Here is a 24,861-nt window from a genome sequence, read left to right as displayed (position 1 = left end):
TATGGAATTTCTTTTTGACGGTTACTGAAAGCGAAAAAACCAACGAAACCCACACGTACTTTGGCAACCTTTCCTCGCTGCCATTGGAAACGGAGTATCGCACCACCAAGGATGATCCAGTCGGCCACTTCTATGCGAGGTGTCTCAGGAATTCAGGCCTCTATGAAAGGGCCGTGGGTTACTTTAGCTCCTCTGTTTTCCATGTTGTCGGCGCACCAGTTCAAGAATTTGCATTGAAAGGCGGAAAAATCCGTCTAATTTGTTCTCCCTCGCTTAGTCCCGAAGATATTGAAGCAATCGCCGGAGGGTATGCTGACCGAGACAAAGTGATATCAGACGCTCTAAAAAAGGATATAGACCGACTTATTGCAGACGAAAACACCAATCCAAACACTCGAATTCTATCAACTTTGATTGCCTGTGGCACGCTCGATATCAAATTGGCCACACCAAAAGTAGGTCGAGGAATCTACCACGAAAAACTAGGTGTGTTTTCCGACACCCTTGGACACCACGTCTCTTTCCGAGGATCGACAAATGAAACTTGGAACGGGTGGCATGATGATGGCAACTTTGAAACCATCGAGGTCTTTTGTAGCTGGCGAGGTGGCCTTGAAGAAGAAAGGGTCAACAAACACCTGAACCACTTCCACTCCATGTGGAGTGGCGAGTATACAGATTTGGATGTTATCCCATTTCCCTCTTCGGTTCGGGAGTATTTGGATAAATTTTCACTCGGCAGCCTGAAAGACCTGAGAACCGTCGAGGCTAACCCGCCCTCCGAAAAACGAGATAGGGATCCTCTTGAGCACCAAAAACTCGCCGTCCTTCGCTGGAAGCAGCAGAGCTGTCGAGGAATATTCGAACACGCGACCGGAACTGGCAAGACATTTACGGCCATTTTGGCAATTAAGGAGCATGTGCTTACAGGCAATCCCGCACTGATTTTGGTGCCCAGCAAATTGCTACACGGCCAATGGCATGAGGAGATTGTATCTGAGATTCCAGAGGCCACGATTTTGCTGGCCGGTTCTGGAAACACCAAATGGAAACAAACCGGACGGCTCGCTGCAATGTGCGCCCCTGACACCAGCTTAGGGGCTCGTGTCGTAATCGCAACAATGAAGACTGCAAGCTCTGCTCAATTCCGCGCGTTGGTTGGAAGTGGAGCCAATTTGCTAATCGTGGCCGACGAAGTTCATCAGATCGGTAGCCCCCAAAACTCAAAGTGCCTTGAGATTAATGCCGAATGTCGCCTTGGGTTGAGCGCTACACCGAAACGGTTTGGCGACCCTGAGGGAACATCTAAGATTTTCAACTATTTCGGACCGGTTGTTCCGCCTGCGATATCGCTAACAGATGCGATAAAGATGGATCGTCTAGTTCCGTACGAGTATTTCCCACACCCAGTAAACTTGAGTGCTTCCGAAGCAGACGAGTGGCGTGAGTACACTAGACGCATTCGCAATGAGATGGCGCGGCTCAAAGCGGATGAAACCGGTCACAAGGTGCTTACGGAACGCGTCAAGATGTTGCTGATACAAAGATCAAGGATCGCAAAGAAGGCAACTGCAAAGGTCGATCTAGCGCAGCGGGTTGTGTTGTCTGAGTATGCCGAAGGCCAAAGCTGGCTGGTCTACTGTGAAGACAGTGAACAACTTGCAGAAGTGATCGATTCACTCCGAAGCAATGGCATGAGCCCTATAGAATACCACTCAAACATGAGTGGCGACGGTGAAGCCACTCTTGAGTGGTTCAGGAAATACGGTGGCGTTCTCGTATCCATTAAGTGTTTGGATGAGGGAGTAGACATTCCCGCAGTGTCTCACGCGTTGATACTTGCCTCTTCCCAGAACCCTCGACAGTTCATTCAACGGCGGGGCCGAGTTCTGCGAAAGTCAGACCACAAATACATGGCGGTGGTTCACGACGCTATTGTAGTTCCTGTTGACCCGGAATCCGAACCAGATCAGCTTAGCCTGCTAAGCTCAGAACTGGTCAGGTCTGTGGAGTTCGCCGCCAATTCCATCAACCGATCAGCAAGTGCAGAGTTGAGAGAAATAGCAATCAGAATGCAAATCGATGTCGACGGTTTGCTCTCTCTAGAAGGTATAGAAGAAGATGACGACTCCTGAAAATGACATTGCGCTATCAACATTGATTGCTGCCAGAGAAAGCATCGCACCAAACCTAGACGATGATATCGTGCAAAAATGCTACCTGATCCAAAAAAAGTACCAATTCAGTGACGACAGAAGTCTTTCCCTAGCAGCAATGGAGCGACTGGTTGAAGCCGCCCTTGAACGCAGAGTTCCCTCTGCAGAGGACGCAAAATGAAATTAGTACAACTCAAAGCTAAAAACTTCATGCCATTCAAGGAACAACTGTCCCTTGATTTTCCCACCGACGAGTCGCGCAATATTATGCTGGTTCTGGGTGACAACATGCGCGGCAAGACATCCCTACTGAATGCAATCAGATGGGGACTCTACGGAAAGGCGATTGGAAGACACTCTCGACAAATTCCGTTGCATTTGATCGCGAACAAGGATGCAACTTTAGAGGATGATTGGAGCATTGAGGTTTTTCTTAAATTTCAAGAGGGGGAAAACCTTTACGAAGTGAGACGCACAGCAGACCGCCGCTCACATGTCGTCGCCCCTTCAAAAAACGCTGATTTCCAAACAAGTGTTTATCTTCGCAAGAATGGGAAATTGGTTAGCGGAGCAGATGTAGAATCCGAAATCAATCAGGCTGCGCCTGAACAGATTTCGCGCTTCTTCCTCTTCGACGGCGAACTTCTACAAGAGTACGAGGAACTGCTGGTCGAAGGTAGCGATCAAGGAAGACGAATTAAGGACACCATTGAACAAGTTTTGGGGGTTCCATCTCTCACCATGGGGCGCGACGAGCTGAAGGCGATGCTCCGAGATGCGCAAAAAAAAGCAAGCTCAAGCCATGGCCCAAATCAATAGCCTTAAGGGAGCAGCTCAGGACTCTGAACGATTGACCACGGAGCTAGAGGCAAGGGAAGAGGACTTAAAGCAGCTTGCCGACACGCTTTCCAACACCCGCACTCGTCGAGAAAACTTGGACGAAGAGCTCGAAGCTGCCGCATCATTGATAGCATTGGATGAACGCTTGAAAGCTGCAAAGCAAAAAGTGGGTGAGCTAAGAACTGCTATAGACGAGAAATCAGACGAACGCCGAAAAGTAATTTCCTCATCTTGGCTCGATATGCTGAGCGCGAAGATCTCCGCTAAGAAGTCATCTCTTCTGGCGCAACAAGAAACGTTGCAAGAAAGTAGCAATGAGGATGCAATCCTTAGCAACAGACTCGTGGAAACACAGCGGCTATTAGAAACCGCGACCTGCCCGACGTGTCAGCAGCAAATCTCTGACGAGCGCAGGGAGTATTTCGGCCGCATTGTTGCAAAACTCGAAGAGAAAGTTGCACGGCAGATCGACGCATCATCTGATTTACGATCCATCATGATGAAACTATCTAAGCTGGACCGCATAGGTCGAGTCGGAGCCAAGGACCGCCTACAATCGCTCGAAAAAGAACTACGAACTGCGAACGTGAACCTTCAGAAAACTGAAAACGCAATAGTAGAGCTTGAAGACAAGATTGAAGGAAGCGATCCTACCGCGCTGACTCGAAAACGCCTCGAACGGGACGAAAAACTGCGTGAAGAAGGGCGTCTGACGGAAGACATAAAGCTGGTAAAATCGGATATTCAAAAAACGAACGAAAAACTGACAGTACTTCAGTCTCGAATTCGTGGAATGTCAGGAGGGAGATCGGAGCGAGCTACTGCCAAGGTAACCTTGGTCAGCGAGCTTCACGATGTCTTTGATGCCAGTATCGAGCACCTACGCGACCAACTGCGATCCACAGTCGAAGCCAAGTCCAGCGCAGCATTTAGGGCGATGACAACCCAGTCCGCCTACCAAGGTCTGAAAATAAACGAAAACTATGGTTTGAGCATACTCGACAGCGCCGGACGCGAAGTTTCCCTCCGTAGCGCGGGGGCGGAACAGGTCGTAGCATTGTCGCTTATCGACGGCCTAAACCGTACTGGGCGATCAACCGGACCGGTCATAATGGACACACCATTCGGTCGTTTGGACATGCAGCACCGGGACAATATCCTCAGCTACCTGCCGAGTGTAACAAGTCAGTTTGTACTTCTTGTCCATAGTGGGGAAATCCGGCCGGAGACCGACTTGGCTTCGGTCAAAGACAAAATTGGTGCCGTGTACAAGATATCCGAGATATCTGAGACACAATCAAAAGTAGAAAGGGCGTCGATTTGATTGAGCAAGAAGTTGTTACAATCGGCCTTACCCAAGAAGCCGATGACATGTTGGAAGCGATGGTTGATGACGGCACATTTGCACAGAAAGTCGATGGATATCGCTTCGCCTTCTCCTTGGCGCTTGCCCAAGGTGCACAGCCCGGTGAACTATCCAAACGCAAGACCATTTTTAATGTCGGAACAGTTGATCCCGACAATACCCTCCAGAACATCATCGAAGAGCTCGCGCCTGAATTGCTTACCAAGTCGAGCCCGTATCGGGCAATCGAAAGGCTCGCGGAGTGGGGCGTGCGTGAACTGTACCAGCAAGCAATTGGACCGGGCATCGACTTTGTCGGTCTCCTGACAGAGGTAGAAGAAGTGAACGGGGAGTAAAAACTAAATGTCGAGCCCGTTGCGTGCCTATCTGATGATTTTTGGTCTTGATAACGGTCCGGTAACTAGAGTGCACTCTGACCTGAAGGACATAGTTGGGGACTGGGATGCTCGGGCGACAGAAAACACCTCCGCAGTTTTACATGTTGGATTTGATCGGGTGGCCACGCGCCACTTTCAAACCTTAGCTCAAGAGTTTCCCGGTCAAGTTCTGCTAACAAAAGGCGCAAAGGCCTGTTTGCCCAAGGGCTATGCGGCCTCAAAAGGCTCAGTTGGGAGTGTTCGCGACGAAGAAATCTTCCTGGGTTTGACCGGTTGGGGCTATGTTGCGGATGATCCGTCTCCACCGCCACCTTCCAAACCCACCGAGACAAAAAGTGCAGTCGGTGGTACAGCACAAAAAGAACTTTGGATCGAAGGCTACTTGATGGCTTTCCCGAAAGACAGAGATCAACTGGACCAAGCCAGTATATTATGTGACGCGAGTTATTTAGAGAACGAACACGTTTTACCACATGCGCTTCGGAAATCTCTGGGGCAATTTCGCCAAAACCATCTTACCCTAGGGAACTCTAGCGATCCTTGCCTTGTCGCACGGCACTCTCCACCGTGGCTACAGGAACGTCGTTTCGATACCCTGCCGATTTCAGTCCGTGTATCAAATGTCTTCTCGCAGAACGGAATCAACTCGGTTTCTGACCTAGCTTCATTCACGACGGCGGGCTTGCTGCGCATAAAGAACTTCGGAAGAACGAGTATCAAAAACGTTATAAGCGCCCTGAATCAAGGTATTGCTGAAGGCCCCTTTTCGGAGAAAGATGAACTGGCGAAAGGGTTAAACCTCGCTTTCTTACCGTCACTTCGAAATGCACTGGAAAACCTGAATGATAGAGAAAAGGACATTGTTAACAAGCGTATGGGTCTCGACACCGCGCAAATGACTCTGGCCGAGATCGGAGACCAATACGAAGTGACCAGAGAGCGTATTCGTCAAGTCGAAGCCAAGGCTGTTACCAAAATTATTGCCACAGAAATCTGGGATGACATTTTCGAAAGAAAAATTCTCGAATTCCTCGATGATCGAAGCGAACCATTGCCTCTGCGGGCATTGGAGTTGTTGGACGATTGGTTTGAAGGTGCGCAAGAGAAACCAAAGGTGTTCTCTTACTGGTTGGACGCAATTCCGACTCTGGATGCCCACCTCATCTCGATAGATGATATCGACTATGTCACAGAGCTAAACCAAAACGATTGGGAAGTCGCGGAACGAGAAGCGAAGGCCCTAATTCAAAGCGGCATCGGGTCGGGTTGGTCTGAAGAACTGTGCAGAGACAATGTACGCGGCCTGCTCGCCAGCAAAGGGCGGGAACTCAGAGATGTTCTTTGGGAGCGAGTCAGTGTTCTTTGCCATTTTGCAGACACCGGATCAGGTAGAATACTCCAGTCGTATGGAAGAGGCGCTGAGCAAGCTGTTCTAGTAGTGATGGAAGAAAGCGATAACGCTTTGCACTTCACCGACTTGGCAGAAGGAGTGGCTTCGCGTTTTGAACAGGAATTCGATGTCAGACGTGTTCACAATGCAGCATCTAACGTTGGCCTTCTTCTGGGAAGGGGGACTTACGGCCTGAGAAAGCACATACCCTTGTCGAACGAGGAGTTTAGTAATCTTGGGGATCTAGCAGAGGAAATTGTGCTGGATGGTCCGGAAGAACGACAGTGGCACGCCTCTGAAATCCTCGGGCTGTTGGCGGACCGCGCCGAATTGCAGTATGCAAATGTTGATCAGTACATTGTCAGCGCCTCGCTTGGTGGCCGCGAAGCGGTTGAAGACCTCGGTAGATTGGTTTGGCGCAAGCAGGGAGCAGATGGGACAGATAACCATGCTCGGATCGACATTCGGCAAGCATTGCTCTTTATTCTAGAAGAAGCCGGGCACCCCCTTCATACAAAAGAACTCCGAAAACGACTGAATGAGAAAAGGGGAACCAAACAGGCTTTTCAAATTGTACCTGCTGACCCTCTTATTCGAGTAGGAACATCGTTGTGGGGCATCAATGATCGTGACGTTCCTATCAAACGCCAAGATCAAAAGCATCTCGCCACCTTAGCTAAGTCAATTCTTGGCGAAATTCAGCACGGCATCCACGTTACAGAAGCAACCAAATATTTTTACAGCCTCCCCAAAATGGACCCCGAAGCACTTTTCAGCCTACTGACTTTGGATAACTCTCTTCGCGTCAGCGTCGGACGATATCTCTTTTTGGCAGACTGGAGTGAACCAAGGCGCGTATCTCTCCCGGACGCTCTTGCGGAAGTATTGGCGAATGCTCATGAACCACTATCGCTCAACGAGATACTTGTACAATCTACTGCAAAAATGGGTCGAGCGTGCGAAAAAACCGCACTGTCCAGCGCATTGCAAGGCTCATCCGCAATACTTGATGAATGGGGCAACTGGTTTCTTTCCCCCGCCAATTAATTGGATTTGACCTCCTAAATCCGCACGAACGGGCTCAGTGAAAGAGCCCTGATAGATCACCAACCTGAATTGAGTTTTTTCCAAATGCCCGACTTCTCTATCGATGTTTCTTCGGACAGAATTCTAGACAAGCGCACTCGTCAATATTTCGAGGAAGTCTCACGTTCATATTCGAATGGATGCTATCGGAGTAGTCTCGTGATGCTTTGGACGGTAGTAATATGCGATCTTGTATATAAACTTCAGACACTTCGTGATTTGCACGGTGACAAGAAGGCCAAAAAGCTTCTGGAAGATGTCGAAGTCAAGCGAGCCGCAAACCCGACCAGCCCGGATTGGGAGGTGTACCTTCTCGACGAGGTATCAAAACGCACAGCTCTTCTAGAAACCGGAGAACACACTCAACTTCAAAACCTTCAGAAGCTTCGACACCTTTCAGCGCACCCAGTGCTGTCTGGGGCGGATCTTTTGTTCCAGCCCACAAAAGAAATGGTCAGGGCAAACATTAGGTTAGCGCTTGAATCTCTGCTACTTAAACCTCCAATGTTCTCTAAAAGAATAGTTGAAGCATTGGTTTCTGACATTGCTTCGAACAAGGCGATCTTGATTTCTGGGGCTAAGCTCAAATCTTACCTAGAAGCACGTTACTTTCCCAATATGCGTCCGGAAATCGAATTGGAACTCTTCAAGGCACTGTGGAAATTTTGCTTTAAGCTGAGAAACACGGACACCGACACCCATCGAGACATCAATTTGGTAGCATTGAACGTGGTTTTCGAGCGCAACTCAGCGACTCTGCGCGCAGCAATCGATGGTGACCAGCCCTATTTTAGTGACGTCGGCCCGGATGATGATCTGCTTAGTGCTTTGGTGAATTTTCTGACTGATCAGCCTTCTCTATTCCAGTCTCTCAACAACGCTGCTCAGGTTCTTATCGAAGGTCACATAGATGGTGACATCAACCTAAAGGTATCAGCCAGTTTTTTGCACGCAGACTTCCCCAGTCAGCTAAAAGCACTGTCAGCCGAAGACGGAGGTACCTTCCAGAAACTGAAGGAAAAAAACTGGCGAGGCTTTCTGGAGGTTGCCGAACATGAAGGGCACCTTCAAGAGGCATGTGGGCTTGCGATCGAGCACTACGGAAGCTCCGGGTCATTTGACAACGCCGATAAGAGGTTCGGTCGGTTGGTAGCGCCAATTCTTGAGCACCTCGATTCAACACGCCTAGAAGAACTGTTAGGTGCTATTGAAGACAATTCTCAAACTTATGACCGACGACGTGCAAAGACTGACCATAGCGAGGTCAAGGAACGGGCCAACGCCCTTGGGGTAGATACAAGCCCTTACAAGAATTTCGAAGCCACTTTGTGATGATCTAAGGACGCGCGGCTTAAGCTTAGGCATAGGCCCGCGTTACCGCTTAAATGCATCGCCACACGTCCGCAGACGTCCGCCAAGGCCCGTTGTTGCTTTTGGTGGCGGTCTACTCAGCCCAAGGCGCATCGCCTGCCTATGTGCCCAGCAATATGCCAACCCAATCGGCGCATTGTCCAGTGAATCAAGCACGCGGTTGTACCCGGCATATGAGTGATGCGCCCTCTCTTTTGGGTTCGGACGCGGAAACGGTCAACTCCATCAAAACTCTCCAGAGTTCCACGCGTCAGACACACCAAGTCGGATGGACGCAAAAGCGACGTGATCTGGCTCGGCGAAATATGTCGACAAAGCGGGCTGCAATCTGTGATCCAAACCGCCAGCCCTTTCAGCGCATCGGCCTCTTTGACTTTTGCGGCCTCACGCTCGATCTGAGCATCATTGACATACCGCTGCCAACGGTCAGAGCTCAACCAGTTATCCGAAAAGCAAACCTTGGAGCGGGTGAAGTCCGCGCTTTTATTGGCATATGGGCCGTCACCCACATGTCCTGGGCCATTTGTTTGCTGGGAAAGACCCAGACTTTATTGCTCATCCATGTATCGGCTGAAGCCATGATCCGTCCAACAATCAAATGCTGGACAGGGGATAATACATTGTCACCGCTCACCTGCGGACGGCAACGTTGGCTAGTTCAGCGTTGGATCGCTAAGCTCCTCGGCTGAGGCGCCTCTGAGTGATCTTTTGTTCGCAGTGAAAACGTCTATTCACGCTTTCCATAGGTATCGATGATGTCTTTTTGAACGACGACGTGGTGGTAATAGGTTGCTCCGCGGCGATACAGACGAGTGTGTCCGGTCATCTTTTCAAGGTGCCACCCTAGAACACCTTAGTGTAACAACCCTCAAAGAAATCCGCGCGAAATCATCGGGTTGCTGAATTTTCTAGAAATATTGGTATTTGGTGGAGCCTAGGGGAGTCGAACCCCTGACCTCTTGCATGCCATGCAAGCGCTCTCCCAACTGAGCTAAGGCCCCATTTGCAACATCGGTTGCGAGGTGCTGTCTATGCAGCGATCCGGGCGAGATCAAGTGCAAATCGCGCCCGGGATCAGAAAATTAATCTTCGTCGTTGGATGCGACGTCTGCGAGCTCGTCAAGCGAGACTGTATCGTCATCATCGTCGTCATCGAGAACATCGTCGCCCAGATCTACGTCATCGGCGTCGTCGTCCAATACCAGATCGTCATCATCAGCAACGTCTGCTGCCTTCTTGGATTGCGCGTCTTCAGCATCTGCGACCATCGTCCGGGTTTTGGACGTATCGACAGTAACCTCATTGCCTGTGTAGGGGCTAATGATTGGTGTCGCGTTCAGGTCGTAAAAGCGTTTGCCAGTTTCAGGGCAGACACGCTTTGTGCCCCATTCTTCCTTAGGCATAGGCTATCCCTTCAAAATCTTGTCGTACCCTTGCGGGTGATCGGTGCCAACTGCCATAAGCAGGCAGGCGTGTCAAAGCCTTTGACACATGAATAATGCGAGTACCTCGATATGGGACGTCATACGCTTGAAGGCAACCCCCCGATTGCAGTGAGTTTGCGACGATCTGCGCGTGCGCGGCGATTATCGTTACGTGTTTCGCGTCTTGATGGGCGTGTGACACTGACAATGCCCAATCGAACGCCAGATCGTGAGGGAATCGCCTTTCTAGAGGGGCAAGAGACCTGGTTGCGTGGGCATTTGGCGAATATTGGGCCGGTGAGGCCTGTTCGGCCGGGGGGGGCGGTCCTGTTACGTGGTCGCGAAGTCCCCATTCGTACTGCCGATATTCGGCGGTTGCGGGTATTACCCGATGCTATCGAAACGCCAGTGGCCCTGTCAGAGGTCGGGTCAGCGTTACGTGCGAAATTTCGGGTGATGGCGCGTGATGCGCTGGCGGCGGCCTCTGATCGTTATGCGGCGCAGTTGGGTGTAACCTACAATCGGATAACGATTCGCGATACGCGGTCGCGTTGGGGATCGTGTAGTAGTGCAGGGGCGTTGATGTATTCGTGGCGTCTGATCATGGCGCCGCCAGACGTGTTAGATTACGTCGCTGCGCATGAGGTCGCCCACCTACGCGAGATGAACCATTCGGCGGCATTTTGGGCGGTGGTTGCGCAGATATGTCCTGAATACAAAACGCATCGTCAGTGGTTGCGCGATCACGGAGATCAGTTGCATCGGTTTTCATTCGCGGATTGACGAATGCAGATATTGTGATCACATAGACCTAATATGATCCAGCCACGTCCCATTGATCCTGCATCTGCTGCCCACGAGCGCGTATATCGCGCGCTGCGTACCCGTATCATGCATGGTGAAATTGATCCGGGCGAGGCTCTGACCTTGCGCGGGATCGGTAAGGAATACGAAGTTTCGATGACGCCAGCCCGAGAGGCCGTGCGCCGGTTGGTTGCCGAAGGCGCATTGTTCTTGTCGACTTCGGGGCGCGTGTCGACGCCGGCCTTGACCAATGACCGTATTGAGGAATTGGCAACCCTGCGCGCGCTGCTCGAGCCAGAGTTGGCGTCACGCGCTTTGCCGCGTGCGCATTTTGCGCTGATTGACCGATTAGAAGCAATTAATCAGAGCGTCAGCCAAATGATTTCGCGCCAAGATGCGGCGGGCTATATTCGTATGAACCTAGAGTTCCACAGGACGCTGTATTTGCGGGCACAGGCACCAGCGATGCTTGCGATGACGGAAACCGTATGGCTGCAACTGGGACCGACGATGCGGGCGCTCTATGGTCGGTTAAACCGGACAGAGCCGCCTTATCATCACAAGCTGATCCTAAGCGCCCTGAAGGCTGGGGATGAGCCGGGGTTGCGCCTCGCTGTACGCACCGACGCGACACAAGGTCTACGGATGCTCAAAACCTAAGGTTTCGTTGCCTCGAAAGCGAGATCAAGGACGCGACGGAAATCTTCACCGGGCATGCCCAAGCCGTAGGCCAATTCAGACGCAAACGCGTGTTCATTGGGCTGCATCCGATTGCTGGCGAGAGCGACTGTCAGAACGCCTTCCATCATCATGTCTTTCTCGCGGTCGCGTAGACCTTTGCCAAAGGCGATGAAGTCGTTTTCGTCCAGCCCATGGGACATATCTATTGAATCAGCAATCTGGATTACCTCGGACGAAGGGTAGTCCCGACCAGTCAGCCGCTTGGCTGTGCTACGGATGTGCGCGATTTCCTTAGCATCAACGATCCCATCGCATTTTGCCATGTGACACATGGCCGATAGGATGCGCTGCGCTGCCTTTTTGCGCATTGGGCCGTTGGGGTCGTACCCCAGCAGAGATTTCATCCGGCGTATGATGACGGCAATCAGAGCAAGGCAAACAGCGGCGATAACACCATAGACGGATAGATTACGCTCCCAGTCATTTCTGGCGACCGGGTCAACCTCGGCAGGAATGAGATTAAGCGCCTGAGCCGCGATAATCTTGTCCTCGCTATAAAGCTGTTCGTAGGTTTCGGTACAGCCGTCGTTAGACAGTGCATAGCTTGTGATGTCACTGGTAATCCGCAGCCCCATAATCATGAGGTCTTCGGTCAAGTAGCACAGTGACATAAACTGGTCGTCGGGGTCAGGTATCCGAGTTTCAGCGACGAATTCTAGCCCATCAACTCGTGCAACGCCAAAATCGGCTGCCTGCGCCGATGTACCAAATGAGACGAGTAAAAATAGGGCTGCTGCGATGTTTTTCATTCGGGCTCTCAATAACTTTTACACGTTAAATCACTAATAAGGGCCAAAAATATGGCGGCGATGTGTCTGACATCGTCGTCCAATCATTGGTGGTATTCTACACCGTATCGCGCAGCGTGCCAATCAACAGAAAGTCATAGCCGCGCCGAAACTGTCCGGCGCGGCCAATGTGTTTAGACGTGGATTGCACCGTCACCACAAGCCAAAGCTGCCTCGCGGACGGCCTCGGAGTAGGTTGGGTGGGCATGACAGGTGCGTGCGATGTCTTCTGCTGCTGCGCCAAATTCCATCGCGACACAGATTTCGTGGATCAGGTCGCCTGCCATTGGGCCAATGATATGTGCGCCCAAGATGCGGTCTGTTTTCGCGTCCACCAGCATTTTGACAAAGCCATCACCCGCAAAGTTCGCCTTGGCGCGAGCGTTACCCAAGAATGGGAACTTGCCAACCTTATAGGCGCGACCAGCGGCCTTTAGGGTTTCTTCGGTTTCGCCGACGCTGCCGACCTCTGGGTGGGTGTAGATCACGCCGGGGATTACACCGTAGTTCACGTGCGGATGCTGACCGGCGATGCCTTCGGCGACGGCCATGCCTTCGTCCTCGGCTTTGTGCGCCAGCATAGGTCCTTCGATCGTGTCACCGATGGCATAAATGCCGGGTACATTGGTTGCATATTTCGCATCCGTTTTGATCTGACCACGTTCTGTCAATGCAACGCCAAGCGCATCAAGGCCCAGACCTTCGGTGTAGGGCTTACGGCCTGTTGCGACCAGAACGGTGTCGGCTGTGATTTCGTGCTCGCTATCGTCTTTGCGTAGCTTGTAAGAAACAGTTGCTTTGCCACCTTTGGTGGTTACACCCTGAACCGCAGCGCCAAGGTTAAATTTCAGGCCCTGCTTGGTCAGCATTTTCTGGAACTGACGTGCCACTTCGGCGTCCATACCGGGGGTGATGGCGTCAAGGAATTCAATCACTGTTACTTCAGCGCCGAGGCGCGAATAGACTGAACCCAGTTCCAGACCGATGACGCCTGCGCCGATGACTACCATGGATTTTGGTACTTTGTTCAGTTCCAATGCGCCAGTCGAGGTGACAACGGTTTTCTCGTCGACTTCGATGCCGGGCAGGACAGATGCTTCTGATCCGGTCGCGATGATGATATTCTTAGTCTCGTATGTGTCGTCACCAACCTTGACCTTGCCGGCCTCGGGGATCGTGGCCCAGCCTTTGATCCAGTCGATCTTGTTCTTTTTGAACAAGAATTCGATGCCGCCGGTGTTTTGGCCAACTGTCTTTTCTTTGTAGGAAATCATCTGTTTCCAATCGACAGATGGGGCTTTGCCCTTGAGACCCATTTCAGCAAAGTTATGCTCTGCCTCGTGCAGCATGTGGGTTGCGTGCAGCAGCGCCTTGGACGGGATACAACCCACGTTCAGGCATGTCCCGCCGAGCGTCTCACGCCCTTCAACGCAGGCCACTTTCATGCCAAGCTGAGCGCAGCGGATGGCGCTGACATATCCGCCGGGGCCGGCGCCGATTACGATTACATCATAGCTAGACATGGTGTCTCCTTTGGTATGATAGGCGTACACACGGAGTATAGAATCTGTGGGTACATCTTAAGTCTTAGTAGAGTGCCGATAGGATCATCAGCATAGTTGCGAGAAATCCCACAGCCCAGATCAGCGACCGCCAAGGGGCCCAACCGAAATAGTATGCGGGGACATAAAGGATGCGCGCGCCCAGATAGGTCCACGCACAGGCGGCGGAAAAACCAGTACCCTTATCGCCGAGGCTGACGACGACAACAGCAATGGTAAAGAGGATCAGCGCCTCAAAGTGGTTATTCATGGCACGGTGCAGGCGGCCTGTGCCGACACTAACCTGTTCCATCAGTGGTTTGCTCAGGCGCTGGGGATCACGCGGCGATGCGGTTTTGCCTGTACCAAGTTCAAGATTGGCAGGGACCGCCATGAGCACGAACTGGACCCCTTGAAGCAGTCCGGCAAGAGCAAGCACTGTGAGTTCGGGTGTCATGGCGTCATTCCTGAATTGTGATTGGTGTACCGTTTGGCACGCGTGACCAAATTTCGCGCATAGCGGTATTATTCACAGCGATGCACCCGTTTGTCCAATCCCACATCGGATTAAGAAACCCAAGCCAACCCCATCCATTCAGAATACCGTGGATCATGATGTTCCCACCTGGGGAAACACCACGTGCCTCGGCTTGGGCGATATCGTCGGCATTGGGGTATGAGATATGCAGCGACAGATGCGCGATCGAGTTTTCATTCCGCCAGTCGATCTCATAGGTGCCGGTAGGGGTCCGCTCATCACCTTCTTGGGTTTTGTGCCCAGTGGGGGCATCTCCAAGCGCGATGGGGTAGGTTGTGATGACGTCTCCGTCGCGAAGGAGCGTCATGATACGGTCGCTCTTGTCCACGAAAATCGCATCAGCCTGTTCGCTGGCTGGTGCCATAGGAGGGGGCGTACCTGAGCCAACCCGCAGCATGACTTGGGTGTAGGCGAAAAGGCCGAGCGCAATCAAAGCCAGTAGGGCGAGTGGTTTCAGAAAGCGTGGCATATCATTCTACAGTTTCAATAAAGCCCTGCGTTTGTGGGGTGGTCTTGCCCGGCATCGCCGGGCAGCGCCCGGACCTCCCCCATGGGGAGGGCGCTTTGCACCCACCCCGAGGTCCGGTCGTTGCCCAATGTTTTGCTTACAGATCCATCAACAGGCGACGTGGGTCTTCCAGTGCTTCTTTGACGCGCACGAGGAATGTCACGGCGCCTTTGCCGTCTACGATGCGGTGGTCGTAGGACAGGGCGAGGTACATCATTGGGCGGATGACCACTTGGCCGTTGATTGCCATTGGGCGTTCCTGAATTTTGTGCATGCCGAGGATACCGGACTGCGGGGGGTTCAGGATGGGCGAGGACATCAGTGACCCGTAGACACCGCCGTTCGAGATGGTGAATGTGCCGCCCTGCATTTCTGCCATGGACAGTTTGCCGTCACGTGCACGTGCGCCTTTTTCGGCAATCGCTTTCTCGATTTCAGCGAATGACATTTGGTCGGCGTCCATCAGGACCGGAACAACCAGACCGGTTGGCGTACCCGCAGCGATACCCATGTTCACGAAGTTTTTGTAGACGATGTCTGTGCCGTCGATTTCGGCGTTTACTTCGGGAACTTCTTTGAGGGCGTGGATACAAGCCTTGGTGAAGAAGGACATGAAGCCCAGTTTCACGCCGTGCTTTTTCAGGAACAGGTCTTTGTATTCGTTGCGCAGTGCCATCACCTCGGTCATGTCGACCTCGTTATAGGTGGTCAGCATGGCAGCGGTGTTTTGGCTGTCTTTCAGACGCTTAGCGATGGTCTGACGCAGACGTGTCATTTTCACGCGCTCTTCACGGTCAGCCTGAGATGCAGCGACGGGTGCCCGTGGTGCTGCGCTTGCGGCAGGTGCTGGGCTGCTCAGTGCGTTCAGCACGTCTTCTTTCATGACGCGGCCGTCTTTGCCGGTGCCTTGAACGTTTGACAGGTTGTTTTCTGCCATCAGTTTCTTTGCGGATGGGGCGTCTTCGACGTCTTTGCCAGCGGGGGCAGCGGCAGGTACTGGTGCAGCCTCGGCTTTTGGAGCCTCAGCTTTGGGTGCGGGCGCTGCGTCGCCTTCGGCGATTTGGGCCAACAATGCGTCAACGCCAACTGTGTCGCCTTCGGCAGCGACGATTTCTGACAGTGTGCCAGCAACAGGCGAAGGAACCTCGACCGTTACTTTATCTGTTTCCAGCTCGCAGAGCATTTCGTCAACAGCAACGGCATCGCCGGGCTGTTTGAACCATGTGGCCACGGTGGCCTCGGTGACGGATTCGCCTAGTGTCGGTACGCGGACTTCGGTGCTCATTACTTAGTTCCTTCGATGGTCAGCGCGTCATTCACGAGCGCCGTTTGTTCTGCTTTGTGTTTGCTGGCTAGACCTGTTGCGGGCGACGCAGATGCTGCACGACCTGCGTAAACAGGGCGCGAATGCTTTGCACCGATCCGGGTTAGGACCCATTCGATATTTGGTTCGATGAATGACCAAGCGCCTTGGTTCTTGGGCTCTTCCTGACACCAGACCATTTCAGCGTTCTTAAACCGTTCAAGTTCATTCACAGCGGATTGGGCCGGGAATGGGTAGAACTGTTCAAACCGCAGGATGTAGACGTCGTTCAGGCCACGCTTGTCACGTTCTTCCAGCAGGTCGTAATAGACCTTACCCGAACACATCACGACGCGTTTGATTTTGTCGTCTGCCACCAGTTTGGTGTCTGAATTGCCTTGCTGCGCATCATCCCATAGTACGCGGTGGAAGCTGGAACCCGTGGTGAATTCTTCGGCCTTTGATACCGCGAGCTTGTGACGCAACAAAGATTTTGGCGTCATCATGATCAGCGGCTTACGGTAGCTGCGGTGCAGCTGACGACGCAAGATGTGGAAGTAGTTCGCTGGTGTGGTGCAGTTCGCAACGATCCAGTTGTCTCCGCCACACATGGTCAGGAAACGTTCCAGACGCGCGCTTGAGTGCTCTGGCCCTTGGCCTTCATAGCCGTGCGGCAACAGGCAAACCAGACCGGACATGCGGAGCCATTTGCTTTCGCCTGAGCTGATGAACTGGTCAAACATGATCTGTGCGCCGTTGGCAAAATCGCCGAATTGCGCTTCCCAGAGGGTCAGCGCATTTGGTTCAGCCAACGAGTAGCCATATTCAAAGCCCAGCACAGCGTATTCGGACAGCATGCTGTCGATTACTTCATAGTGCGCCTGACCCTCACGGATGTGGTTCAGCGGGTAGAAACGATCTTCGTTCTCTTGGTTGATCAGGCCAGAGTGACGTTGGCTGAATGTACCGCGTGTACTGTCCTGACCGGACAGGCGCACAGGGTAACCTTCGGTCATCAATGACCCGAATGCCAATGCCTCGCCAGTTGCCCAATCGATCCCTTCGCCTGTTTCGAACATTTGTTCTTTAGCTTTGAGAATACGACCAACAGTTTTGTGCAGCGGGAAACCCTCTGGCACATTGGTCAGGGCGCGACCGACTTCGGCGAATGTCTTTTCGTCGATCGCAGTTGCGCCACGCTGATAGTCTTCTTTCTGGGTGTCCAGATGCGACCATTTCCCGTCGAGCCAATCGGCCTTGTTGGGCTTGTAGGTTTTGCCGGTCTCAAACTCTGCATTCAGATGCGCTTGGAACGACGCCTTCATATCCTCGATTTCGCCCTCAGGGATCAGGCCATCTTTGACAAGACGTTCAGTGTAAAGCGTCAGCGTTGTCTTCTGCTTTTTGATCTTCTTGTACATCATCGGGTTGGTGAACATGGGCTCGTCGCCCTCGTTGTGACCAAAGCGACGGTAACAGATGATGTCCAGAACCACGTCTTTGTGGAACTTCTGACGGAACTCAGTGGCAACGCGGGCAGCGTGGACGACGGCCTCTGGGTCATCACCGTTCACGTGGAAGATCGGCGCCTCAACCATCAGCGCGATGTCTGTGGGGTAGGGGCTGGAGCGGCTAAAATGCGGCGCCGTGGTAAAACCAATCTGGTTGTTCACAACGATATGCATGGTGCCGCCAGTACGGTGACCGCGCAGGCCGGACAGGCCGAAACCCTCAGCAACAACACCTTGACCTGCAAAAGCCGCATCACCGTGCAGCAGTACACCCATGACCTTCGTGCGATCTGTGTCGCCCAGTTGGTCTTGTTTCGCGCGGACCTTACCCAGAACGACGGGGTTCACGGCCTCTAGGTGCGATGGGTTCGCTGTCAGCGATAGGTGGACATTGTTGCCGTCAAAAGCACGATCAGACGACGCACCCAGGTGGTATTTCACATCGCCAGAGCCATCGACGTCTTCTGGTTTGAACGATCCGCCTTGGAATTCATTAAAGATCGCCCGGTAGGGTTTCTCCATCACGTTGGCCAGAACCGACAGACGCCCACGGTGTGGCATACCGATCACGATATCCTCGAGACCCAGTTGACCGCCGCGTTTGATGATCTGCTCCATCGCAGGGATCAGGCTTTCGCCGCCGTCAAGGCCGAAGCGTTTCGTGCCCATGTATTTGACGTGCAGGAATTTTTCGAAACCTTCAGCCTCGACCAAGGAGTTCAGGATCGCCTTGCGGCCTTCCTTAGTGAACGCGATCTCCTTGCCGTAGCCTTCAATACGCTCTTTCAGCCAACCCGCTTCTTCAGGGTTTGAGATGTGCATGTATTGCAACGCAAACGTGCCACAGTAGGTACGTTTTACGATGGCGATGATTTCATTCATCGTCGCCACTTCGAGGCCAAGAACGTTGTCGATAAAGATCGGACGATCCATATCAGCCGCAGTAAAGCCGTAAGATGCAGGATCCAGCTCTGGGTGCGGCTCGTTTGAGCGCATGCCCAGCGGGTCCAGATCAGCAATCAAGTGGCCGCGAATGCGGTAAGCGCGGATAATCATCAACGCGCGGACAGAATCCAGAACGGCAGCGCGGATTTGATCTTCAGACAGGCTCACACCTTTTTCGGCGGCTTTATCTTTGATCTTTTTGCCAGCGGCGGCGGGTTCAGCCGGCCATTGGCCATCGAGTGCGGCGGTCAGATCATCGTTCGGTGTCTGTGGCCAGTCAAGGCGCGACCAAGAAGGGCCAGCGGCCTCAGCCTTGGCTTCGGCTGGGGCGTCGCCCAAGGCCTTGAAAAATTCCTGCCAGCTTTCGTCAACCGTGTTGGGGTTGTCAGCATAGCGGGCATATAGCTGTTCAACATATTCCGCATTGTGCCCCTGCAAGAACGAAGAAGCGTGGAAGATATCGTTAGGAGATTGGTCGTTCATGAGAGAGCCTCATTGGGTGGCTGATTTAAGGGGGGCTTCAGGCCAATCCTAGTCAGTATCGCAAGGCCTAGGATAAATAGAAATACAGCTATTGCTGGGAAGTATTCAGTGGCTGTTGGGTCAGGTGCCAATCCAGACATATGGATACTGTATAAGCCGATTCCGAAGAGCGAGGTGCATGGTCCGTATATAGCGCCATTGTGGCCCAAGCCCGCTTCGTTTGACCGACGGGCAGCCATTCCCATCACCGGCATTAGAATCATAGCGGCAATGAAAAATGCGGCAAAGATAGCATTCTTTGAGTGGGTGAACGGAACTAGAGCCATAAAGACCACAACAGACAGTGTTAGAGGTAAAGGAACAAATGTCCAAAATTCTCGGCTAGACGCCTGACTCTCAAAGTCAAACGTCGAAAGAACTCCTGCACGGATGAATTGCAGCGACTTCATTTTGTCTTCCTTAGAGCGCCCGACGCGCAATGGATGGCACGGCGCAAACAAAATGCACCGCGCAGTTTCAATTAGCCGATTGCCTTCAGCACAGCTTCGCCAAGTGTGGCGGGGCTGTCTGCGACGACGATACCGGCGGATTTCATAGCTTCGATCTTGCTTTCCGCGTCGCCTTTACCACCGGCAACAATCGCACCAGCGTGGCCCATGCGGCGGCCCGGAGGCGCTGTGCGGCCTGCGATGAAACCAGCGACTGGCTTCCAGCGGCCTTTTTTCTTTTGTTCCGCAAGGAATTCGGCGGCTTCCTCTTCTGCAGAACCACCGATTTCACCGATCATGATGATGGATTGGGTTTCATCATCGTCAAGGAACATGTCCAGCACGTCGATGTGCTCTGTCCCTTTGATCGGGTCACCACCGATACCAACCGCTGTAGACTGACCAAGGCCAGAGTCAGATGTCTGCTTCACGGCTTCATATGTCAGCGTACCGGAACGGGACACGACACCAACAGAACCACGCTTGTGGATGTGGCCCGGCATGATGCCGATTTTGCAAGCATCAGGTGTGATGATACCTGGGCAGTTTGGACCGATCAGACGTGATGCGGAACCTTCAAGCGCGCGCTTGACCTTCATCATGTCCAGCACAGGGATGCCTTCGGTGATACAGATGATCAATTCCATTTCAGCGTCGATCGCTTCGAGGATGGAATCCGCTGCGAAGGGCGGAGGCACGTAGATCACCGATGCATTGGCTTCGGTCACGTGCTTTGCTTCGTGGACAGAGTTGAACACGGGCAGGTCAAGGTGCGTTTGACCACCTTTGCCGGGCGTCACGCCGCCAACCATTTTGGTGCCATAAGCAATGGCTTGTTCAGAGTGGAATGTCCCCTGAGAGCCGGTCAGACCCTGACAGATGACTTTAGTGTTTTCGTTTACGAGAATGGCCATGTGTGTGGCTCCTTAGAAATCTAGCAATGAAGGTGGATCTAGATCCACCCTACAGAGTTACCCTTTGACGGCTTTCACGATTTTCTGTGCGCCGTCTTTCAGGTCGTCAGCAGCAATCACGTTCAGGCCAGAGGTGTTGATGATCTCTTTGCCTTTTTCCACGTTAGTACCTTCGAGGCGGACAACCAGCGGTACTTCTAGGCCGACTTCTTTGACTGCAGCAACCACGCCTTCGGCGATGACGTCGCAGCGCATGATGCCGCCAAAGATGTTCACGAGGATGCCTTTGACGTTTGGATCAGATGTGATGATCTTGAACGCTTCGGTTACTTTTTCTTTGGTCGCGCCGCCGCCTACGTCAAGGAAGTTGGCGGGTTCAGCACCGTAGAGTTTGATGATGTCCATTGTGGCCATCGCCAGACCCGCACCGTTCACCATGCAGCCGATTTCACCGTCAAGCGCGATGTAGTTCAGGTCGAACTTGGACGCTGCCAGTTCTTTGGGGTCTTCTTCTGTTTCGTCGCGCAGGGCGGCGATGTCAGCGTGGCGGTAGATCGCGTTACCGTCGAATGCGACCTTGGCGTCGAGCACCTTGAGGTTGCCCTCGTCAGTGACGATCAGCGGGTTGATTTCCAGCATTTCCATGTCTTTTTCGACAAATGCTGTATAAAGCTGACCCATCAGTTGGACGCATTGTTTGATTTGCTGACCTTTCAGACCCAGCGCAAATGCAACGCGGCGGCCGTGGAAGGGCTGGTAACCTGTTGCAGGATCAACAGTGAAGTTCAGGATTTTCTCAGGAGTGCTTGCTGCAACTTCTTCGATGTCCATGCCGCCTTCGGTCGAGCAGACAAAGCCGATGCGGCTAGTTGCGCGGTCAACGAGCAGGGCAAGGTAGAGTTCAGTTTCAATGCCAGAACCGTCTTCGATGTAGATACGGTTAACTTGCTTGCCGACTGGACCAGTTTGGTGCGTGACCAATGTGCGGCCAAGCATCTTCTTAGCTTCTTCAGCAGCTTCTTCGACGGATTTTGCAAGGCGTACGCCGCCTGCTTCACCAGCGTCGGCTTCTTTGAATTTACCCTTGCCACGGCCACCAGCGTGGATCTGTGCCTTAACAACCCATAATGGGCCATCAAGTTCGCCTGCGGCAGTTTTGGCATCTTCGGCGCGCGTCACGGGGCGGCCGTCGGAAACAGGTGCGCCATAGCTGCGGAGCAGTGCTTTGGCCTGATATTCGTGGATGTTCATGATCACATATCCAGTTTTGGCTTCGGTTGCCCCATCTAAAGCACAAGGAATGAACGTTTTGTAACTGAAAAATGTCAGATTGGCGGATAATCGAACATTTGTGATCACACCGTAAAATGGTGTGATCACAAACACCTCAGTTGCGATGCTACTTGAGAATCATGTCCGAGTTTGGTTCGCGAGTTTGCTGATGCCGGACGTGACAAACAGTGCGTTGCGATCCGAGCGGAGAGATTTCAGCCCCTGTAGTGCAGCGATCAGACACGGCAATCAATTTCAGATGCTAGCTGCACGTGTAGGAACTTTAGACAGGTCAAATAGTCGCTGTCGGCGGGCTGTTTAGAATTTTGCAGTCAAACGCGAAAGCAATCTCCAAACGGGTAAACTGCTATTCCCACTCTGCTATCGACAGCAATGCAAAGGTGTCTACGATGCTTTGTGGTAGCCAGTCATTTCTGATCGCGATCACGTCATTGTTCATCGGGTACATTCTGTATCCATTTCGAGCCAAATTCGCGTGAATCTCTGTGGCATCGGCGTCTGTGATCTGTGTAAACTCGAACATAATTACGATAGGTCGGAACGACTTAAGCGAAAAACTGCGAAAGATGTTGGCCTCGTAACCTTCCACGTCAATGATGAGGATGTCAGCGCTTAGGGCATCATGTGCTTCTAAAATGCGATCAAGCCGGTCGACGGGAACATCGACGCTTAGGATCATTTCATCGTTAACGTCACCTACCGCAGATAGAGATCTGACCAACACATCGCGATGCATCGACGCGCAGCCCCTTGCCCAATTCGGGAATGAACCCTGATGCAAAGGGTGCAACTGGTGTAGTGTCAGTGTGCCTCGCTCTTCGGCGACGCCGACATTGAGCGTTTCAATATGAGGCTGCTGTCCGTAGAGTTGGGTGAGCGATTCATAGTAGATTGGTGACGGTTCAATGAGCAGGCCATCAAAGTTATGATCTTTGGCGTGCGCAAATAGTGGATCGGCCAGTCGGCCATCATTTGCACCCACTTGCACATACTTCAAGCGCCCGCCGTTTTCGGACCGTGCCCTAGCAAGGATATCAAATACAAGCCGTTGAGCAATGCGCCTATTGCGCCGTTGCCATTTTTTGTCGGCTTGTTTCGGCAATCCAACCTCGGCAGTTTTCACAACTGGTGACGGCGCAGTTGGTGCCGAAATCCCGTGCTTTTCAGCGAGATGAGCCAGATAACTCTCAGGTGGGATGGTGCCAGAAGCAATATGTTTCCGAAACCCAGTGGCATAAAAATGCACTGAGATCGTGTCGTCTTTGATAAAGGATTCAGCAATACTTGGCGAGCGAAGTGGTACGCTCTTCCTGGTTTGTGGTAACGGATAGAGAACATGCGGTGGTAGTGCGTGTTCGATCTCACTCGATTGTTTCATAAAGTGGTTGAGGCCAGCGGGACCAGTCGTTCCCCACTTGAAATTACCAAAATCTGGCGTCAATCCAGTCGCTGCAAAGGCGTCTTTATCCTTTGGTCGCCACCAAGGGGGCAATGTTCCGGGCGTAGATAGAAAATCGTCGAAAGCGCGCAACGCAGGGCTATCTTTGGGAAGTCGGAGTACGCCGTTTGCGACGCCGCGCTTGTCCTGCAGCCCTACCAAATAGCCATTTGTGACTGTAAACGGTCGTAGACAGTAGGCATCTGTGTCGACCCAGATTGCGTCAGACTTCTGCATCAACTTGAGGCGCCAGATATCACTATGGATTGCAGGGGACTGCCGTTGATGGTGAATGATGATTTTGTCGTTATCCCAGATTTCACGGGCATCCCGAATTTCACAAAATTCGGGCGGATTTTCGAGCTCGCCGTAAGTATAAAGGGTAACGTGATGTCCTGCGTCAGCGAATGACTTCAGGCACAAAATCTCTAGGAAGCTAAGCCGCTTCCCAATCCACAAGGATGCTATGTTGGGAAGCGGCGCTGTCATTATGCGAGTGAGCCGTCGATGCCTTTACAGGCTTCTACGAGGCCTTTTACCGCGTCGACGGATTTGTCGAACATCGCTTGCTCGTCTTTGTTCATCTTGATTTCGACAACACGTTCAACGCCGCCAGCACCGATTACGGTTGGAACGCCAACGTAGAAACCGTCAAGACCGTATGCGCCGTCAACATGTGCCGCACATGGCAGCAGGCGTTTTTGGTCTTTCAGATAGGCTTCGGCCATTTCGATCGCTGATGTCGCGGGCGCATAGTAAGCAGAGCCAGTTTTCAGCAGGCCAACGATTTCTGCACCGCCGTCGCGTGTACGCTGAACGATTGCGTCCAGCTTGTCTTGGGTTGTCCAGCCCATGTCTACCAGATCAGGCAGAGGAATACCGGCAACGGTTGAATAGCGTGTCAGCGGGACCATTGTGTCACCGTGGCCGCCCAGAACAAAAGCTGTCACGTCGCGCATGGAAACTTCGAACTCTTCAGCAAGGAAGTGACGGAAACGCGCAGAGTCCAGAACACCAGCCATGCCGCAAACTTTGTTGTGTGGCAGGCCAGAGAATTCGCGCAGTGCCCAAACCATCGCGTCAAGCGGGTTGGTGATACAGATCACAAAGGCGTTTGGCGCATGGGCTGCAATGCCTTCACCAACGGATTTCATAACCTTGAGGTTGATGCCCAGCAGGTCATCACGGCTCATACCTGGCTTGCGTGGAACGCCAGCTGTGACGATGCAAACATCCGCACCTGCGATATCGGCGTAGTCGTTGGTGCCTTTGAAGCTGCCGTCAAATTTCGCAGCAGGGCCGGATTCAGCGATATCAAGCGCCTTACCTTGTGGAATGCCTTCGGTAATGTCGAAAAGCACAACGTCACCCAGCTCTTTGACAGCCGCAAGGTGTGCGAGCGTGCCGCCAATTTGTCCGGCGCCGATGAGGGCAATCTTTGGTCTAGCCATGGAAATAGATCCTTTGGTCGGTTGGATTTGCAACATTGGGTAAGCCTTTGAAGGCGCGCGCGCAAGTGCGCTGCGTCGCGGCATCCCTTATTTGAGACTGGTTTG

21 protein-coding genes and 1 tRNA gene are annotated in these 24,861 nt (G+C 52.6%); 9 read left to right on the top strand and 13 right to left on the bottom strand.

All coding sequences use genetic code 11. The annotated features are described in order from the left end of the window. The first annotated feature begins 14 nt into the window (after positions 1–14). From TW80_RS09000 to TW80_RS08970, 7 genes are all read left to right on the top strand, one after another. Positions 15–2,135 carry a DEAD/DEAH box helicase family protein gene (locus TW80_RS09000; RefSeq protein WP_157033229.1) on the top strand — a complete coding sequence of 707 codons (2,121 nt, stop codon included), beginning with the start codon at positions 15–17 and terminating at the stop codon, positions 2,133–2,135. After that, positions 2,122–2,337 (top strand): DNA modification system-associated small protein, encoded by a 216-nt coding sequence (locus tag TW80_RS08995; RefSeq protein ID WP_157033228.1) that lies wholly within the window; start codon positions 2,122–2,124, stop codon positions 2,335–2,337. Before TW80_RS09000 ends, TW80_RS08995 begins: the two co-directional genes overlap by 14 nt. Next, positions 2,334–2,975: an AAA family ATPase gene (locus tag TW80_RS08990; RefSeq protein ID WP_045996877.1), complete on the top strand. Its 642-nt coding sequence runs from the start codon at positions 2,334–2,336 to the stop codon at positions 2,973–2,975. Before TW80_RS08995 ends, TW80_RS08990 begins: the two co-directional genes overlap by 4 nt. Then, positions 2,932–4,320, top strand: a complete 1,389-nt coding sequence (locus TW80_RS08985; protein WP_157033227.1) for a hypothetical protein — start codon at positions 2,932–2,934, stop codon at positions 4,318–4,320. Before TW80_RS08990 ends, TW80_RS08985 begins: the two co-directional genes overlap by 44 nt. Beyond that, entirely contained in the window at positions 4,317–4,697 is a 381-nt protein-coding gene (locus tag TW80_RS08980; protein ID WP_045996875.1) for a hypothetical protein, read from the top strand. The genes TW80_RS08985 and TW80_RS08980 overlap by 4 nt, the downstream gene beginning before the upstream one ends. Positions 4,698–4,704: 7 nt before the next feature. After that, complete coding sequence (locus tag TW80_RS08975) at positions 4,705–7,176, top strand: sigma factor-like helix-turn-helix DNA-binding protein (RefSeq protein WP_045996874.1); 2,472 nt, start codon at positions 4,705–4,707, stop codon at positions 7,174–7,176. 198 nt (positions 7,177–7,374) lie between these two features. After that, a complete protein-coding gene (locus tag TW80_RS08970) occupies positions 7,375–8,547 on the top strand; it encodes a hypothetical protein (RefSeq protein ID WP_157033226.1) in 1,173 nt (390 codons plus the stop codon). Between the two features lie 964 nt (positions 8,548–9,511). Here the strand turns inward: TW80_RS08970 and TW80_RS08960 are convergent. Continuing rightward, positions 9,512–9,587 (bottom strand) — tRNA-Ala (locus TW80_RS08960). Between the two features lie 81 nt (positions 9,588–9,668). Next, positions 9,669–9,989 carry a TIGR02300 family protein gene (locus tag TW80_RS08955; protein ID WP_045996871.1) on the bottom strand — a complete coding sequence of 107 codons (321 nt, stop codon included), beginning with the start codon at positions 9,987–9,989 and terminating at the stop codon, positions 9,669–9,671. Positions 9,990–10,100: 111 nt separating this feature from the next. Between TW80_RS08955 and TW80_RS08950 the strand changes: the two genes are divergently transcribed. Beyond that, a complete protein-coding gene (locus TW80_RS08950; RefSeq protein WP_045996870.1) occupies positions 10,101–10,793 on the top strand; it encodes a M48 family metallopeptidase in 693 nt (230 codons plus the stop codon). Positions 10,794–10,826: 33 nt separating this feature from the next. Further along, positions 10,827–11,474, top strand: a complete 648-nt coding sequence (locus tag TW80_RS08945) for a GntR family transcriptional regulator (protein ID WP_045996869.1) — start codon at positions 10,827–10,829, stop codon at positions 11,472–11,474. Here TW80_RS08945 and TW80_RS08940 read toward each other — a convergent pair. The 11 genes from TW80_RS08940 to mdh form a co-directional block, all read right to left on the bottom strand. After that, a complete protein-coding gene (locus tag TW80_RS08940; protein ID WP_052700927.1) occupies positions 11,471–12,304 on the bottom strand; it encodes a tellurite resistance TerB family protein in 834 nt (277 codons plus the stop codon). The genes TW80_RS08945 and TW80_RS08940 overlap by 4 nt on opposite strands. Positions 12,305–12,477: 173 nt before the next feature. Continuing rightward, complete coding sequence (gene lpdA / locus TW80_RS08935) at positions 12,478–13,866, bottom strand: dihydrolipoyl dehydrogenase (RefSeq protein WP_045996868.1); 1,389 nt, start codon at positions 13,864–13,866, stop codon at positions 12,478–12,480. A gap of 64 nt (positions 13,867–13,930) precedes the next feature. After that, positions 13,931–14,341 (bottom strand): MAPEG family protein, encoded by a 411-nt coding sequence (locus TW80_RS08930; RefSeq protein ID WP_045996867.1) that lies wholly within the window; start codon positions 14,339–14,341, stop codon positions 13,931–13,933. 4 nt (positions 14,342–14,345) lie between these two features. Then, the gene (locus TW80_RS08925; protein WP_045996866.1) at positions 14,346–14,891 is read right to left on the bottom strand and encodes a L,D-transpeptidase family protein; all 546 of its coding nucleotides are present in this window, start codon (positions 14,889–14,891) and stop codon (positions 14,346–14,348) included. A gap of 136 nt (positions 14,892–15,027) precedes the next feature. Continuing rightward, positions 15,028–16,215, bottom strand: coding sequence for a 2-oxoglutarate dehydrogenase complex dihydrolipoyllysine-residue succinyltransferase (odhB, locus tag TW80_RS08920; protein ID WP_045996865.1), 1,188 nt, complete (start codon positions 16,213–16,215; stop codon positions 15,028–15,030). Beyond that, positions 16,215–19,172 (bottom strand): 2-oxoglutarate dehydrogenase E1 component, encoded by a 2,958-nt coding sequence (locus TW80_RS08915; RefSeq protein ID WP_045996864.1) that lies wholly within the window; start codon positions 19,170–19,172, stop codon positions 16,215–16,217. Before TW80_RS08915 ends, odhB begins: the two co-directional genes overlap by 1 nt. Further along, a complete protein-coding gene (locus TW80_RS08910) occupies positions 19,169–19,621 on the bottom strand; it encodes a hypothetical protein (RefSeq protein ID WP_045996863.1) in 453 nt (150 codons plus the stop codon). The genes TW80_RS08915 and TW80_RS08910 overlap by 4 nt, the downstream gene beginning before the upstream one ends. A 71-nt stretch (positions 19,622–19,692) precedes the next feature. Next, on the bottom strand, positions 19,693–20,574 hold the full coding sequence (gene sucD, locus TW80_RS08905; protein WP_045996862.1) for a succinate--CoA ligase subunit alpha: 882 nt from the start codon (positions 20,572–20,574) through the stop codon (positions 19,693–19,695). A gap of 57 nt (positions 20,575–20,631) precedes the next feature. Further along, positions 20,632–21,825: an ADP-forming succinate--CoA ligase subunit beta gene (gene sucC / locus TW80_RS08900; RefSeq protein WP_045997131.1), complete on the bottom strand. Its 1,194-nt coding sequence runs from the start codon at positions 21,823–21,825 to the stop codon at positions 20,632–20,634. A gap of 388 nt (positions 21,826–22,213) precedes the next feature. After that, on the bottom strand, positions 22,214–23,794 hold the full coding sequence (locus TW80_RS17635; protein WP_052700926.1) for an FkbM family methyltransferase: 1,581 nt from the start codon (positions 23,792–23,794) through the stop codon (positions 22,214–22,216). Continuing rightward, complete coding sequence (gene mdh, locus TW80_RS08890; RefSeq protein WP_045997129.1) at positions 23,794–24,756, bottom strand: malate dehydrogenase; 963 nt, start codon at positions 24,754–24,756, stop codon at positions 23,794–23,796. The genes TW80_RS17635 and mdh overlap by 1 nt, the downstream gene beginning before the upstream one ends. Positions 24,757–24,861 lie beyond the last annotated feature (105 nt).

This window comes from Loktanella sp. S4079, from assembly GCF_000967725.1.
In the GTDB taxonomy this organism is placed as follows: domain Bacteria; phylum Pseudomonadota; class Alphaproteobacteria; order Rhodobacterales; family Rhodobacteraceae; genus Yoonia.
The sequence above is the reverse complement of the archived record's forward strand: the minus strand, read 5'-3'. Positions and strand labels throughout refer to the sequence as shown.